General features: G+C 65.7%; 11 protein-coding genes. 7 read left to right on the plus strand and 4 right to left on the minus strand.

The features are described 5' to 3' along the window. Positions 1 to 10: 10 nt before the first annotated feature. Positions 11 to 319: a zinc ribbon domain-containing protein gene (locus tag NNX34_RS15140; RefSeq protein ID WP_255767355.1), complete on the minus strand. Its 309-nt coding sequence runs from the start codon at positions 317 to 319 to the stop codon at positions 11 to 13. 399 nt (positions 320 to 718) lie between these two features. Here NNX34_RS15140 and NNX34_RS15145 point away from each other — a divergent pair, with 399 nt between their 5' ends. Further along, positions 719 to 2653 carry a BCCT family transporter gene (locus NNX34_RS15145; protein WP_255767356.1) on the plus strand — a complete coding sequence of 645 codons (1935 nt, stop codon included), beginning with the start codon at positions 719 to 721 and terminating at the stop codon, positions 2651 to 2653. A 75-nt stretch (positions 2654 to 2728) separates the two neighbouring features. Here NNX34_RS15145 and NNX34_RS15150 read toward each other — a convergent pair whose 3' ends face one another. Then, the gene (locus NNX34_RS15150; protein ID WP_255767357.1) at positions 2729 to 3757 is read right to left on the minus strand and encodes an isopenicillin N synthase family oxygenase; all 1029 of its coding nucleotides are present in this window, start codon (positions 3755 to 3757) and stop codon (positions 2729 to 2731) included. 159 nt (positions 3758 to 3916) lie between these two features. On the opposite strand from NNX34_RS15150, the gene NNX34_RS15155 reads away from it, so the two are divergent. After that, complete coding sequence (locus tag NNX34_RS15155) at positions 3917 to 4429, plus strand: glutathione peroxidase (protein ID WP_308219754.1); 513 nt, start codon at positions 3917 to 3919, stop codon at positions 4427 to 4429. 21 nt (positions 4430 to 4450) lie between these two features. Here the strand turns inward: NNX34_RS15155 and NNX34_RS15160 are convergent, their stop codons facing one another. After that, positions 4451 to 5350, minus strand: a complete 900-nt coding sequence (locus NNX34_RS15160; RefSeq protein WP_255767358.1) for a hypothetical protein — start codon at positions 5348 to 5350, stop codon at positions 4451 to 4453. A gap of 139 nt (positions 5351 to 5489) precedes the next feature. On the opposite strand from NNX34_RS15160, the gene NNX34_RS15165 reads away from it, so the two are divergent. Genes NNX34_RS15165 through NNX34_RS15175 form a run of 3 tightly spaced genes read left to right on the plus strand, consistent with a single transcriptional unit; the run spans position 5490 to position 7208 of the window. Further along, positions 5490 to 5789 carry a type II toxin-antitoxin system VapB family antitoxin gene (locus NNX34_RS15165; protein WP_227904874.1) on the plus strand — a complete coding sequence of 100 codons (300 nt, stop codon included), beginning with the start codon at positions 5490 to 5492 and terminating at the stop codon, positions 5787 to 5789. Next, entirely contained in the window at positions 5782 to 6459 is a 678-nt protein-coding gene (locus tag NNX34_RS15170; protein ID WP_255767359.1) for a LytR C-terminal domain-containing protein, read from the plus strand. The genes NNX34_RS15165 and NNX34_RS15170 overlap by 8 nt, the downstream gene beginning before the upstream one ends. 59 nt (positions 6460 to 6518) lie before the next feature. Then, positions 6519 to 7208, plus strand: coding sequence for a 4'-phosphopantetheinyl transferase superfamily protein (locus NNX34_RS15175; RefSeq protein ID WP_255767360.1), 690 nt, complete (start codon positions 6519 to 6521; stop codon positions 7206 to 7208). Here NNX34_RS15175 and NNX34_RS15180 read toward each other — a convergent pair. Beyond that, on the minus strand, positions 7205 to 8350 hold the full coding sequence (locus tag NNX34_RS15180; RefSeq protein ID WP_255767361.1) for a heparan-alpha-glucosaminide N-acetyltransferase domain-containing protein: 1146 nt from the start codon (positions 8348 to 8350) through the stop codon (positions 7205 to 7207). The two genes, NNX34_RS15175 and NNX34_RS15180, sit on opposite strands and share 4 nt — an antisense overlap. A gap of 566 nt (positions 8351 to 8916) precedes the next feature. On the opposite strand from NNX34_RS15180, the gene NNX34_RS15185 reads away from it, so the two are divergent. Together NNX34_RS15185 and dapA are read left to right on the plus strand one after the other, a co-directional pair. Continuing rightward, positions 8917 to 12831 (plus strand): Pls/PosA family non-ribosomal peptide synthetase, encoded by a 3915-nt coding sequence (locus tag NNX34_RS15185; RefSeq protein WP_255767362.1) that lies wholly within the window; start codon positions 8917 to 8919, stop codon positions 12829 to 12831. Further along, positions 12828 to 13796 carry a 4-hydroxy-tetrahydrodipicolinate synthase gene (dapA, locus tag NNX34_RS15190; RefSeq protein ID WP_255767363.1) on the plus strand — a complete coding sequence of 323 codons (969 nt, stop codon included), beginning with the start codon at positions 12828 to 12830 and terminating at the stop codon, positions 13794 to 13796. Before NNX34_RS15185 ends, dapA begins: the two co-directional genes overlap by 4 nt.

Here is a 13796-nt window from a genome sequence, read left to right on the forward strand (position 1 = left end):
GCGCGGAGTTTTAGTCGGGGCGGGGCAGCTTTCGGTGGAGCGGATTGGTGGTGATATTGCCGGCCGGGCGGGTGCCGGGGCCGGGGGAGCGGACGACGGCGGGCTCCGACGCCGAGCGCTGCGTGGACTCGATCAGGCGGTACGCGGTGGAGGAAGCGCGAGAGAGGTTGGGCACAGTAAAGCGACGCCGGGCGGGAGCCCCGCAGGCGGGGCAGGGGAGGGAAGCAGGGGCGGAGCCCATGGCGAGCTGGACCTCGAAATCGGCGCAGATTAACCCGGCTGAACCGCCGGCAACGCAGCGATAGGCGTAGAGCGGCATGTCGAAAGCCTTTCGATCACCGAGGGAGCGTCCTGGAATGGAAATGGCGGTGCCGCTCCGGCTTGCCCGACAGCCTAGGGACGGGGCGGGAGCGAGTCAACGGTAGGTGAGTGATGGCGATATTCGGCCGGTTGGAATTGTTTTCCGCGAATTATCGGAAGAAACTATAAAGAGATATAATTATCGGGACTTTTGCTATTTCTATCGATTGCATCGGTGAGTAAAATGCAATACTTCCGGGGCGCAGGGCTCTCCGTGGAGCATGGATCGAGCGCTTTCGCTCGATTGGTCCTACCGCGGTATTAGTGCTATGCGGGCGGTTCTGCGACCGATCGGGAGGGCACTGGTGGAATCCAAGATTTACTGTAATTGACGTTTTATACCCTAAAGTTTAGCGTTATGAATTCCGAATCTTCACCCCCAGCGCCCGTCGCAGGCACCACCGACGGTTCAAACGTGACCGGGTCGCCGATGCGCAAACCCGCCGGCCGCCCAGTTGAACGTGTGAAAAAAGCGCTGCGTACTGCTGCTTCCGCCCCGGCGCTTAGCCTCCATCCCGGGCTGGTTCCGGGCATCAGCGTTGAGGACACCGGGGTCAGCTATCCGACCCGGCGCAGCGTGTTCATCCTTGCCATGGCCATCTCTCTCGCCGTTCTGGCGTGGGCGATTTTTGCGCCCAGCAACCTCAGTTCCGTGGGCACCGGCATACAGGGCTGGGTGGTTGTGCATTTCGGCTGGCTGTTTAACGCCACCATGGTTGCCGCCGCGATCTTCATGCTGGTGGTCGGCTTCGGGCCGACCGGCAAGATCCGGCTGGGGGCCGACGACAGCACGCCGGAGTACTCCACGACGTCCTGGATCTCCATGCTGTTCGCCGCTGGTCTGGGCATCGCGCTGATCTTCTACGGGCCGATGGAACCGCTCAGCCATTTCCTCTCCCCACCGCCCTCGACTGATGCCGAGGCCGGCACCTCCGGCGCCATCCTGCCGGCCATGTCGACCACCTTCCTGCACCAGGCCAGTCTCGCCTGGGTCATCTACGCCCTGGTGGGCGGCGCCCTGGCCTACGCCTCGTTCCGGCGCGGCCGGCTGCCGCTGATTTCGTCGCTGTTCGAACCGGTCTTCCCCGACGGCAACAACCGGGTGCTGGGAAAGATCATCGACGTTTCCGCCGTGCTGGTGACACTGTTCGGCACCGCGACCTCGCTGGGCATCGGCGCGCTCCAGATCCGCACCGGAGTCTCGATCATCACGGGCCAGGAGCTGGGCAACGGCTTCGTCGTCGTCGCCATCAGCCTGCTGACGGTTGTCTTCACCATCTCCGCGGTCGCCGGCATCAAGAAGGGCATCCGGCTGCTCTCCAACCTCAACATGACCCTGGTCATTCTGTTGACGCTCTTTGTCCTGCTGGCCGGGCCGACGTTCTTCCTGCTCGATCTGCTGCCGGCCTCGCTCATCGCGTTTGTCGGCAACATGCCGGACATGCTGACCGTCTTCGCCGGCCAGGGCGCCGAGCAGGAGGCCTTCCTGACCGGCTGGACCACCCTGTACTGGGCCTGGTGGATCTCCTGGTCGCCGTTCGTGGGAATGTTCATCGCCAAGATCTCCAAGGGCCGCACCCTGCGCCAGTTCGTCACCGTCGTCGTTTTCGTTCCCATGACCATCTCCGTCTGCTGGTACACGGTCTTCGGCGGCACCGCCATCTGGATGAACCAGAACGGGCTTGAGCTGACCATGAAGGGCTCCGGAGAGAACGTTATGTTCGATCTGCTGGCCAACCTGCCGTTCAGTTCCGTGACGGCCATCGTGTGCATGCTCGCGATTGTGGTCTTCTTCGTCACCGCCGCGGACTCGGCCGCCAACGTCATGGGCTCGATGTCCCAGTCGGGCCGGCCCGTACCCTCGAAATCGGTGACCATCATCTGGTCGGCGGCACTCGGGCTGATCGCCCTGTTCCTGCTGCTGGCCGGGGGCCAGAACGCCCTTTCGGGACTCCAGGCCATCATGGTGACCTGCGCCCTGCCGTTCACCGTCATCCTCGTCGGCGTGATGGTCTCCTGGGCCAAGGACCTGCGCAATGACCCGCTGATGATCCGGCGCCGGTATGCGCTGGAGGCCATCAGCGGCGGTGTGCGCCGCGGCATCGACGAGCACGGAGACGACTTCGTCTTCGGCACCGCGCACGTGCCGGAAGCCGAAGGCGCCGGCGCCGACTTTGAGAGCGACGACCCCGCCCTCACCGAGTGGTACACGGACAACGTGCAGGACCCGGACGTCGTGGAGGGCCCGGAGGAGGAGCCTTCGGGCAAGGTGAAGGCCGGCGCCGTCGACTAGCGCTCCTGCCGAACTGAAAGCGGACGCGGGAACCACATGGTTCCCGCGTCCGCTGCCGTCGGGCTGAGCCGCCCCTTACTTCCCCGCAAGCTCCGGATGGTGCAGCTTGGCCACCTGCGGGTGCGCCCGCAGCCAGCCCTTCAGGACGTTCGCGCCGTAGGAAGCCAGCATGGGGTTGTCCGGATCATCGGAAATGCCGCGGGACTGCGCAGCCAGCTCGGCGGGAAGCTGCACCGGGTTGATCACCGTGTCCAGCCGCGGCGACCAGAAGAACGGAATGGCGTACCGGTCCACGCCGGGAGCGGGCGCCAGGACACGGTGGATGGTCGCGGAGAGGTAGCCCTGGGTGGCCACCTCGAGCATTTCGCCCAGGTTCACCACCAGCGCGCCGGGGATGGGCTCCACCGGAAGCCAGGTGTCGGACTCGTGAGGCTTTACTTCCAGGCCGCCCACCGAATCCTGCAGCAGCAGCGTGATGAAGCCGTAGTCGGCATGCGCGCCGACGCCCTGGGTGCCGGCTTCCTTCACGACGCCGCCCACGTAGTGGATGAGCTTGGCCATCCAGGCGGGAGTGTCCTCGAAGGGTTCGGTGAAGTGGTCCTCGGGCAGTTCCAAGGACACCGCGATGGCGCTGAGCAGCTCCGCACCCACCCAGCTCATCGCCTCGGCCCAGTCCATGGCGGTGGAGCGCAGTTCGGGCAGCACCTCGTCCGGGAACTGGTTGGGGCCCTGGACCAGCCAGTACGGCTGGTCCGCAGGATAGTCCGTCACGGGTGCGCGTTCCGGGCCGAAGTCCACCTGCTCGCGGGCGTCCGGGCGGCCCTTGGTGATTTCGGTGCCGAGCCGGGTGTAGCCGCGGAAGTGCGGGGAATTACGGTTGTCCAGGGCCAACCGGTCCTCAAGCGGCAGGTTGAAGAACCGCTTCGTGACATCGAACAGTTCCTCGACCCGGGCCTGGGCGGCACCGTAGCCGACCAGCTGGAAGAACCCGATCCGGTGCGTGGCATCGCGCAGCTGATCGATGAATTCGGGATTGAAGGAGCCGTCGGCATTGCGTGCCGTGCTCAGGTCCAGGACGGGAATTGACTCGGGAATCACACTCATAGCGGCAAGTTATCACCGGGTATGTCAAGTTCGAACCGAATATTACGAAGTGCTATGAATCACGTCCCGGTGTTTCGTTCGGCAGGCACCGGAGGCGGGAATTCGGTATTGCGGCGGGAATGGGATGCAATGGAAGCAGGCCAATCGAAAGGGAGCTCCGTGGAGACCAACGCCGTGAACGACAACTTGTACGACATTCCCCTCACCATGCTGGACGGCACCGAAACCACCTTCGGAGAACTGTTCCGCGGTAAGGCCGTGCTGGTGGTGAACGTTGCCTCGCGCTGCGGGTTCACCGCCCAGTACGAGGGACTGCAGGCCCTCTACGAAACGTATGAGCACCGGAACTTCAGCATCCTCGGCGTGCCCAGCAACTCCTTCGCCGGGCAGGAACCGGGCACCAACGAAGAAATCGCCGAGTTCTGCTCGCGGAACTTCGGCGTCACCTTCCCGCTGACCGCCAAGGCCGATGTCAACGGACCGAACCGGCACCCGCTCTACGCAGCCCTGACCCGGTTCCATGACGGCGAGCTGGGCGACGACATCGGCTGGAACTTCGAGAAGTTCCTCATCACCGACAGCGGCGAGATTGTGGGCCGCTTCGCGTCCGCCGTCGCCCCCGGGGCACCCGAAATCCAGCAATCCGTCGAAGCGGTACTGCGCCTGGAGTAGGGCTTCGGCGCCGGGGGAGTGCTAGGCGACGACGGCGTCGTCCCCCGCTTCCCCGGCAGCCATTGCCACCCAGCGTTCAAAGTAGGCCGCGCCGGCGTCGTCGTGAATCAGGGACCCGGCCGTCAGCACCGGATAGGGCGTGGACGGGACACCGTCCGCCGGCCGCACGTCCACGTGCGCGACGTCGTACCCCAGCGCGTGCAGTTCGTCAGCCATGGCGTAATCGGTGCGGGAATCCCCGACTGTCCGCCAGACGTGCGGAACCGGCGTGCCGTCCGCTTCGAGCAGGGACAGTGCGCGCCGTGCACCCAGGTCCTTGCCCACCCCCATGGCTTCAATGTCGGTGGAGATGATGGTGGGATCAATCCGGAAAGCGACGGCTCCGCGGGCGTCCGGAATGGCATGTTCCAATCGTCGGCCGCCCAGTCCGGCCAGGGACATCTGTTCCAGGGCGTCGGCGTCGAAGCGGCGCTGGTCCGTGAGGTAATCCGAGTTGTCCACCTGTACGTGCTGCTCCACGGAGACCATGGCCAGCTTGGTTTCGTCGAAGAACATGGTCTCGGAGTACTTGGCGGCCACCAGGTCGCGGATGGCCTCGGCGTAGTCGCCGGGGACCTTCAATTCCGGGTCCACCTGGGGCTGGTCTGATCCGGTCCCGTCGAAGGAGAACCAGACGGCGCCCTTTTCACACACGGCGTGCAGCCGTACCCCTTCCGGCAGCCCGGCGGCCATCATCGGCTGCATGACCTGCTCGCGGATGAAGGCGTCGGACCGGCCCGTATTGAAGATGACCGGCCAGCCTGCGGATGCCAGGGTAACCAGGTCCCGGATGATGGCGGGACGGACGCTCCGGGAGACAGGGCTGGCCACGGGGCCGTCGACGTCGAGCAGGAGACCGATTCGGGGAGCAGAGGTGTTCACCTTCCCAGTATCCCGTGTCTACTGTCCGGACCGCATTTTCGTGTCTCGGGGGTAAACAGCGGCCTAATCGGGGCTTTTGGGGACGGCGCGCCCGAGCACCGCTGTTTCTTTGGGTGCGGATGTTATCTACTCTGTACTAGTGATCTTCAAAGCTGTTGGCGACGTACGCCCCTACCCTGACCATGGATACGTAACACCGAAGGACTGGGCAGCGGTACCTCCCCGGCAGGTTCGCCTGGATGAACTGGTGACCACGAAGGCCACACTGGACCTTGGCGCGCTGCTGGCCGAGGATTCCACCTTTTTCGGAGACCTGTTCCCGCACGTCGTCCAATGGAAGGGCACCATGTACCTTGAAGACGGATTGCACCGGGCCGTAAGGACGGCATTGCACCAGCGGACCATACTGCACGCACGCGTGCTGGTCCTCGATGACTAAGGAGCCCCTAGAGGGGCGGCACCGCGGCAACCCGGCGAGGAACGATCCAAGGGAATGGCACGGGCACCGGATCATCACCGGCGGCGACCTCGGTGCGGTATTTGCACCGACCGACGAACCGGAGCTGGTCCGGCGCGCGAGACGGCGCCGCCGGCTGCATAATTCAGTGGTCGGGATCCTGGCGTTGTTCCTGGTGGCCGCGGTGATCCTGGCGCAGGGATTGATTTCGGGGTGGGTACGGCTGCCCGTGGCAGCACCCAGTACCTCTGCGGGTCCGGTGGACGAATGTCCGGCCGGGCCTTTTCCGTATCTGGACCCCGCCACCGTGACGGTCAATGTCTACAACGCGACGGCGTCGCCGGGCCTGGGCGGAACCGTCGGAGACGCCCTGAATGAGCGCGGCTTCCGGGTGGACCGGGTAGGCAACAGCAGCGTGAACCGTTCCGGCATGACCGCGCTGGTGCTTTCCGGACCCTCCGGGGCCGCCGCTGCCTACACGCTGCAGCAGCACATTCCCGGCACGGACTACGTTATGGACGAGCGGACGGACGCATCGGTGGACGTGGTGATCGGCTCCGGATTCCAGGAACTTCTCCCGGCGGAACAGGCCGTGGCAGCGGGCCCGGGTGCCCTGAGCTGTCCTGGCACTTCGACGCCGGACGGACAGTAACCGCGGTGGGCCTGCCGCACAGTGAAACACACACGTTTCCACCCCGGCAGGAACCGGGAGTGCTGCGGCTGGCCGTATGGCCGCTGGACACGGTGGACCTTCGGGCAGCGGACAGCTTGGGCGCCGCCGTACGCGCACGGGCGGAGGGGTTCCATCACGAGGAGGACCGCCGTCGTTTCCTGGCCGGACGGCTGGCCGCCCGGTCCTTCGTGGCAGCGTACCTGCACGCACCCGAGGATGCGGTGAGCGCAGCGGCGCACTGTCCCGACTGCCTGCACGGCAATGACGGAAGCCACGGGGAGCCGCGCTATTTCATTGCGGGCGAGCCAATCCCGTTCAAGGTCAGTTTCAGCCGTTCCGGGAACTGGCTCGCGGCGGCGCTCGCCGAGACGCGTGTGGGAGTGGATTTGGAAGACGCAGCCGCACGGGCTTTCGCGGATACGGCGGTCGAGGACGTCATGGCCACCGATACGGAAAAGGCGGCCATCGCCGCCGTCCCGGTTCCGAACCGCCCCCGCCTGCGGGCGCAGATCTGGGTACGCAAGGAAGCCCTGCTGAAGGCGTCCGGGCAGGGGCTGCGGGTTGATCCCCGCAGTGTGGAAACGGATTTCGGCGAACGGGGGCGCGGAAACGGCGTCGGGTTCACCGGGCTGCGCGCGTACGACGTCGAGCCGGAGGAGTTGGGGCTGCCCGCCTCCTTTGCGCTGTCCTACGCCGTGGACGCGGGTAAGGCGGACGGGTTGGCTTAGCGGCCCCGCTTGGCGGAACGGGTGTCCGGGTGCCGTCGAAGGACGGAGTCCCGCGCGGAAGCGGCGCCACGGGAGACGAGTTTCTCCAACGGCCCCTGTTTCCCCGCACGCTGCCAGATCACCGCGAAGATTACGAATGCGATGATCTGAAGCCAGAGGGAGAATTCCGGGAGGTCGGCCAGTGCCCCGGTGCCGAGGAAAAGCAGATGGGTGCAGTACAGGGTAAGCGTCATCCGGCCGGGCGCGGACAGAAGAAGCAACGCCTTGCCCGCAAAGCGTGCGACGAGCAGCATGGCGCCGAGCAGGCCCGTGGCAACTCCCATGGTGTGCAGCAGGTCGAATGGTGTGGTGCTGTGCGGTGCGGCGATGGACAGCCACCACCAGGAGCTGGTGGGAAGGTACCCGTCGGTGCCCCACACCAGGATGCCCTGGAGATCGTCGGAACCTAGATACGGTTCCGATGCCAGCAACCGGTCGAACCCGGGACCGGCGAGCAAGAGCCGGGAGCCGAACCAGGCAGCCGCGGCAAGTGCCGCGCCTGACCCCAGCAGCACCAGCTGCACTCTGGTCCGGTCCAGGCTCATCCTGCCGATAGCGAGCCCGGCGGCAATGTAGGCCAGCCATGGAATGGCGGGGTAGGTTCCTGTCAGCAAAAGCTGGCTCGCCAAGACGCCGGGTTCGGTGACCACAGTGGAGAACGTGGGGTCGTACCCGGGCGCAGGGAGGTAATCCCGCAGGCCCTGCATCAGGGCCGGCCCCAGCAGCGCGAACCCCGCCGCGGCGATGAGCAGCGTCCGGGTGGATACCCCCAGCAGCGGAACTGCCAGCAGGAACATGGCGCCGTAGTACGCCAGGATGATGAAGGCGTCCATGTCCACATAGGCGATGGCCAGGCCAAGGGCGGTGACCAGTCCCGCTCTTGCCGCCAGGCTCCACCGGGCCGCAGCCAGGAAGTGTCCCCCTTCCGTCCGAGCTTTTCGGGTGGTGAAGGCCAAGGTCACCCCGGCCAGAAGGGCAAAGAGCGCGGCCGCCTTGCCGGCGAACAGCAGCCACGTCAGCGTCGGCTCGACGTCTTCGTCCGCGGCAGGCAGGACATGGATCGCCATCATCCCGAAAAGCGCCAGCCCGCGCGCAGCGTCCACTCCTGACAGCCTGGGCCTCGATGTAGCTAAGGAAGACATGCTTTGGATCCCATCGGCAGGTGTTGTCCAGCGCCCCTGTCGAGTGCCGGGGTGGACCACACAACCAACGGCATCTGTCCGTAACCTATCGGAAACCTAAGCGCAGGCTGTGAAGCACCGGAAGAGGTTTTTACCTGTGCCCTGGTTGCCCGTCCTGACGCGGGACGCCCATGGAACGAAATTCAGTTCGGGTAGTGGTCCGAGTAGCCGCGGAGGTGGGGAAGTAATTAACCCCGTACCGAATGGACTCCTGCGTGCCCGCGGTACTCATGTGAACCCGCCGTCATTTTCCTAGTCTTCCCTGCATCGCCCCGGCCGTCGCCGGGCTCAGGTTGTGGTCCCTCGACCACGGATATGAGATGTACCAGCAGGGAGAACTGCTTTCTATGAACACGCCCGAAAACCCGCAAGCCGTGGCGACAGGACCATTAGCCATCCGGCACCCGGCCGCCTCCGGCAGCAAGACCGCACCACCCCTTCCGCAAAGGGAACCATCAGTAGCAAGCCCCGGTCACGTTCCCGCAGGATTGGCGGTACTTCACGGGGGCCGCACACCGGAGCAGCGGACACTGGTCGATATCATCACCGAAACGGTCTCCGCCTATCCGGGCGCACCCGCCATCGATGACGGAACCGTCTCCTTGAGCTACGCCGAACTTGAGCTCCGTGTGCAGGACCTCGCGAAACGGCTGTGGGCCGGCGGCATCGGTGCAGGAGACCGGGTGGGAATCTATGTCCCCTCCGGATCCGTGGACCTGTACATAGCTATTCTCGGGGTGCTGTACTCCGGGGCCGCCTACGTCCCGGTGGATACGGACGAACCGGCCGGCCGTGCCGAAACGGTGTGGGCCGAAGGCGGAGTCTGCGCGGTAATTGAAGCAGGGTTGGAGCTGAACCTGCTCCAGGGCGTCCCCAGCGGGGGACACAGCCCCCAACCGCACCCCGAAGACGATGCGTGGATCATCTTCACTTCCGGTTCCACGGGTAAGCCCAAGGGCGTGGCCGTCACCCACCGCTCCGCGGCTGCCCTGGTGGATGCCGAATCTTCGCTCTACTGCGCCGGTGCGCCGCTTTCCCCGGGGGACCGGGTCCTGGCCGGGCTGTCCGTCAGCTTTGACGCCTCATGCGAGGAGATGTGGCTGGCGTGGGCCCACGGTGCGTGCCTGGTTCCGGCGCCTCGATCCGTGGTGCGGTCCGGGGCCGACCTCGGCCCCTGGCTCGTTGAACGGAGGATCACTGCCGTTTCAACAGTGCCCACCCTTGCCGCGCACTGGTCCACCGAGACCCTTGACCGCGTGCGGCTGCTGATTTTCGGCGGTGAAGCCTGCCCGGAGGACCTGGTCCGGCGTCTGGCAGCCCCCGGGCGGGAGGTCTGGAACACCTACGGCCCCACTGAAACCACGGTGATAGCCTGCGGCGCGCTTTTGGACGGACAGTCCACCGTCCGGATTGGCCTGCCGCTGAACGGCTGGAGCCTCGCCGTCATCGGCGAAGACGGGAACCCCGTGCGCTGGGGGGAAGTGGGCGAACTGGTCATCGGCGGTGTAGGGGTTTCGCGGTACCTCGATCCGAAAAAGGACGCCGAGAAATTCACCCCGCTTCCCGCCCTCGGATGGGAGCGGGCCTACTACAGCGGAGACCATGTTCGTGCAGACCAAGAGGGCCTCGTCTTCGTGGGGCGAGTGGATGAGCAGATCAAACTGGGCGGCCGGCGGGTTGAACTCGGCGAGATTGACGATGCCCTAAGCCGGCTGCCGGGCGTGGCCGCGGCTTCAGCCGCTGTCCATTCCACCCAGTCCGGAAACCAGGTGCTGGCTGGATACCTGGTCCCGGCTGCCGGCGCCACCCTGGACCTTGGCGCCGCACGCGCCCAACTGGCACAGAACCTGCCGGCATCCATTGTCCCGTCGCTGGGGATCGTCGATGAGCTGCCGATGAAGGCCTCGGGGAAAGTTGACCGCAAGGCCCTGCCCTGGCCCCTGCCTGTGATGGAAACCCCCACCGACGTCCGGGTGGAGCTCAACGCCGATCTGCGTTGGCTGGGCCAGCGGTGGACCGATCTGCTGGGCCCGCTGCCGCTGACCGAGGAAAGCGATTTCTTTGCCCTGGGCGGAGCCAGCCTGGCCGCCGCCCAATTGGTCTCTGCACTGCGGGAACGTTACCCGAAGGTCTCGGTCGCCGATATCTACGAGCACCCGACGCTGATCACGATGTCCGAGCACTTGGCGTCACTGCGCGATTCAACCCTGGACGTCCGCGAAACCCCCGAATCGCCCTGGTGGCTGGGGGTGGTCCAGGCGCCGCTGATCGTGGCGCTCTACGGGATCACGGGCCTGCGGTACGTCACCGGCATCGCCGTCGTATGCATGGTGATGTTCCATGTCGTGGGCAGCCCCTGGACCCCGGATCCACCCGTGGTTCCCACCCTTGCGGCCTGGCTGGCCTTGTACAGCCTGCCGGCACGGATGATCGCCGCGGTGGTGTCCTCAAGGTTGCTGCTCCTGGGGATCGGCCCCGGCATTTATCGGCGCGGCGGCAGCACCCACCTGAGGCTGTGGGCAGCGGAGCGGATAGTGACGTACTGCAAGCTCGAACCCATCATGGGATCCCCGCTCGGCACATGGTATGCCCGCCAGCTGGGCTGCAACATCGGCGAAGGCGTGCACCTTGACGCCATGCCGCCCGTTACCGGTTTTGCGTCGATCGGCGACCGGACTTCGATCGAATACGAAGTAGACCTGGCGGGCCACTGGATCGAAGGCGGGCAGCTCCACATCGGCAGGATCCAGATCGGTGAAGACGTACGGATCGGTGCACGGTCCACGCTGATGGGCGGGGCGAAAGTGGGCCGCGGAGCCGAAACGGAACCGGGCACCCTGGTCTCCGGCGAAATCCCCGCCTATGAGCTCTGGGCAGGATCCCAGATGCGGAAGACCGGCAGCGCCGGGGCGGGATGGCCCGAGGAAGCAGCGCCTGCCGCTGAATCCCGAAGCGTGCGGCTGCTCTACCCGGCGTCCCTGGCCGGCATCGCGTTGTTGAATCTCCTTTCCATAGCACCCGGATCCGCCCTGATGCTGTGGTTGCTGAACGGTGTTTCCTCTTTCACCGATGCGTTGTGGATCCTGGCCGTCTGGGCACCGGTCTTCGTGGTGATTTCCATGCTGATGTTCCTCGCGCTCACCGCCGCCGTGGTCCGCGGTACCGCCCACCTGATGCCGCCGGGCATGCACCCGGCGGACGGCATGACAGGCTGGGCGTCCTGGTTGAGCAACCTGATGCTTAGCCGGTCGCTGATTACGATGTATCCGATCTATGCCAGCGTGCTCACGCCGGTGTGGATGCGGCTCCTGGGCGCGAAGGTCGGCCGGCACGTGGAAATCTCCACTATGGAAACCGTGCCGCACCTGACGCGGCTGGAGGACCGGACCTTCCTGGCGGACCATTCCATGATGTCGGCGCGGCGGGTGCGGCAGGGATGGCTGCACCTCGGTCCCGCGAGTGTCGCGGAACAATCCTTCGTCGGGAACTCGGCGATCGTGGGGCCGGACACACATGTGCCGGGGAACTCCCTGATCGCGGTACTTTCTTCGGCTCCCGGGAATATGCCGGCGGGTACGTCCTGGTTCGGGCGTCCGGCGGTTGAGCTTCCGCGGCCGGTGCAGGTGGGGGACACCGCACGGACCTACGATCCTCCCCGACGCCTGCTGGTTGCCCGAAGCGCAGTTGAAGCCTGCAGGATCCTGCCGGCGGTGATCACGGCCTGGCTGGCCCTGCTGACCGTGTGGGCTTTGGCCGGACTGTATGACACCTTCGGGTTCCTCACGGCCGTCCTGTGGTCCGGTCCGGTCCTCCTGCTGAGCGGGATCGCCGCAGCGCTCATCGCCGTCATGGCGAAGTGGCTGCTGGTGGGCCGTTTCGAAACTTCGGAGTACCCGCTGTGGAGTTCCTTTGTCTGGCGGAACGAGCTGGCGGACGTGTTTTCGGAATCCCTCGCCGTTCCCGGATTGGTGCGGATGAGTCTGGGCACCCCGATGCTCAACGCCTGGCTGCGCTGGATGGGGGCGCGGATCGGCCGCAGCGTTTGGTGCGAAACCTGGTGGCTGCCGGAATTCGACCTGATACAGGTGGGCGACGGAGCGAGCATCAACCGCGGCACGGTACTGCAGACCCATCTTTTCCATGACCGGATCATGCGCCTGGACGAAGTAACGCTGGGCGACGGTTCCACGCTGGGACCCAACAGCATCGTGCTGCCGGGCAGCGCCATCGAAGTGGGCGGCACCGTTGGTGGCTGCTCGTTGGTGATGCGCGGGGAAAGCGTCCCAACGAACAGCGCCTGGTGCGGGAACCCGTTGGCACATTGGGGCCAGAGCCGCCCCACGGAACGCCGTGCCCGCCACCGTAAATCGATCGAGTACAAAACTGTAGGAGCAGGATTATGAGTACATCTACGGACAACGCAGGGACAACGGTCTCCCGGCGGTTCGGCACCGTGCTGACCGCAATGGTCACGCCCATGGACGAACGCGGCCAACTGGACCAGACCGGCGCCGAGGAGCTGGCCCGATGGCTGCTGCGGACCGGCTGGAATGACGGCGTGGTGGTCAACGGCACCACCGGGGAGTCCTTCGCAACCTCGGACTGGGAAAAAGCGTCGATGATCCATTCCGCCAAGCGGGTCACCGCGGGCACCGAGCGGCGGGTTATCGCCGGAGTGGGCTCCACCGACACACGGCACAGCATCGAGCTGGCTCGGGCCGCGGCCGAACAGAAGGCAGACGGGCTGCTGGTGGTTGCCCCGTACTATTCACGCCCCACGCAAAAAGGCCTGCTGCGCCACTTCGAAGCCATTGCCGACAGCACCGACCTGCCGGTGATGCTCTACGACATCCCTGCCCGCACCGGCGTCGCAATCGCCCCCGAAACCTTGGTGGCGGCCGGCCGCCATCCGAACATCGTTGCGGTGAAGGACGCCAAGGGGGATCTCGTATCCTCCTCCTGGGTCATGAAGCACAGCGAGCTGGTCTATTACTCGGGTGATGACGCATTGAATCTGCCCCTGATGTCCGTTGGTGCCGTCGGCGTCGTTTCGGTGGTCGGACACGTCGCCGCTGACCGGCTGCGTGCCCTGACAGTCGCGTACCGGCAGGGCCGGGTGGATGACGCGCTGCGGATTCACCGTGACCTGCTGCCGATCTACACCGGTATGTTCCGGTGCCCCGGCGCGGCATCGGCCAAGGCCGCGCTTCGGAAACTGGGGCTGCCCGCCGGCCCCGTCAGGGGGCCGCTGACGGACCTGAGCGAAGAGGAGACCGAACTGCTTGTGGCGGACCTCGCCGCCGCGGGATTGCCGACTACGCTTGCGCCCGCCCCCGCACTCCCCGAAACTCTGGCACGGGCGCATTGA

It is taken from the genome of Arthrobacter sp. zg-Y1116 (assembly GCF_024385485.1).
Classification (GTDB): Bacteria; Actinomycetota; Actinomycetes; order Actinomycetales; family Micrococcaceae; genus Arthrobacter_B.

Coding starts and splice junctions, on each gene's coding strand:
- NNX34_RS15140 (WP_255767355.1), bottom strand. CDS start 319: ATGCCGCTCTACGCCTATCGCTGCGTTGCCGGCGGTTCAGCCGGGTTA.
- NNX34_RS15145 (WP_255767356.1), top strand. CDS start 719: ATGAATTCCGAATCTTCACCCCCAGCGCCCGTCGCAGGCACCACCGAC.
- NNX34_RS15150 (WP_255767357.1), bottom strand. CDS start 3,757: ATGAGTGTGATTCCCGAGTCAATTCCCGTCCTGGACCTGAGCACGGCA.
- NNX34_RS15170 (WP_255767359.1), top strand. CDS start 5,782: ATGACTAAGGAGCCCCTAGAGGGGCGGCACCGCGGCAACCCGGCGAGG.
- dapA (WP_255767363.1), top strand. CDS start 12,828: ATGAGTACATCTACGGACAACGCAGGGACAACGGTCTCCCGGCGGTTC.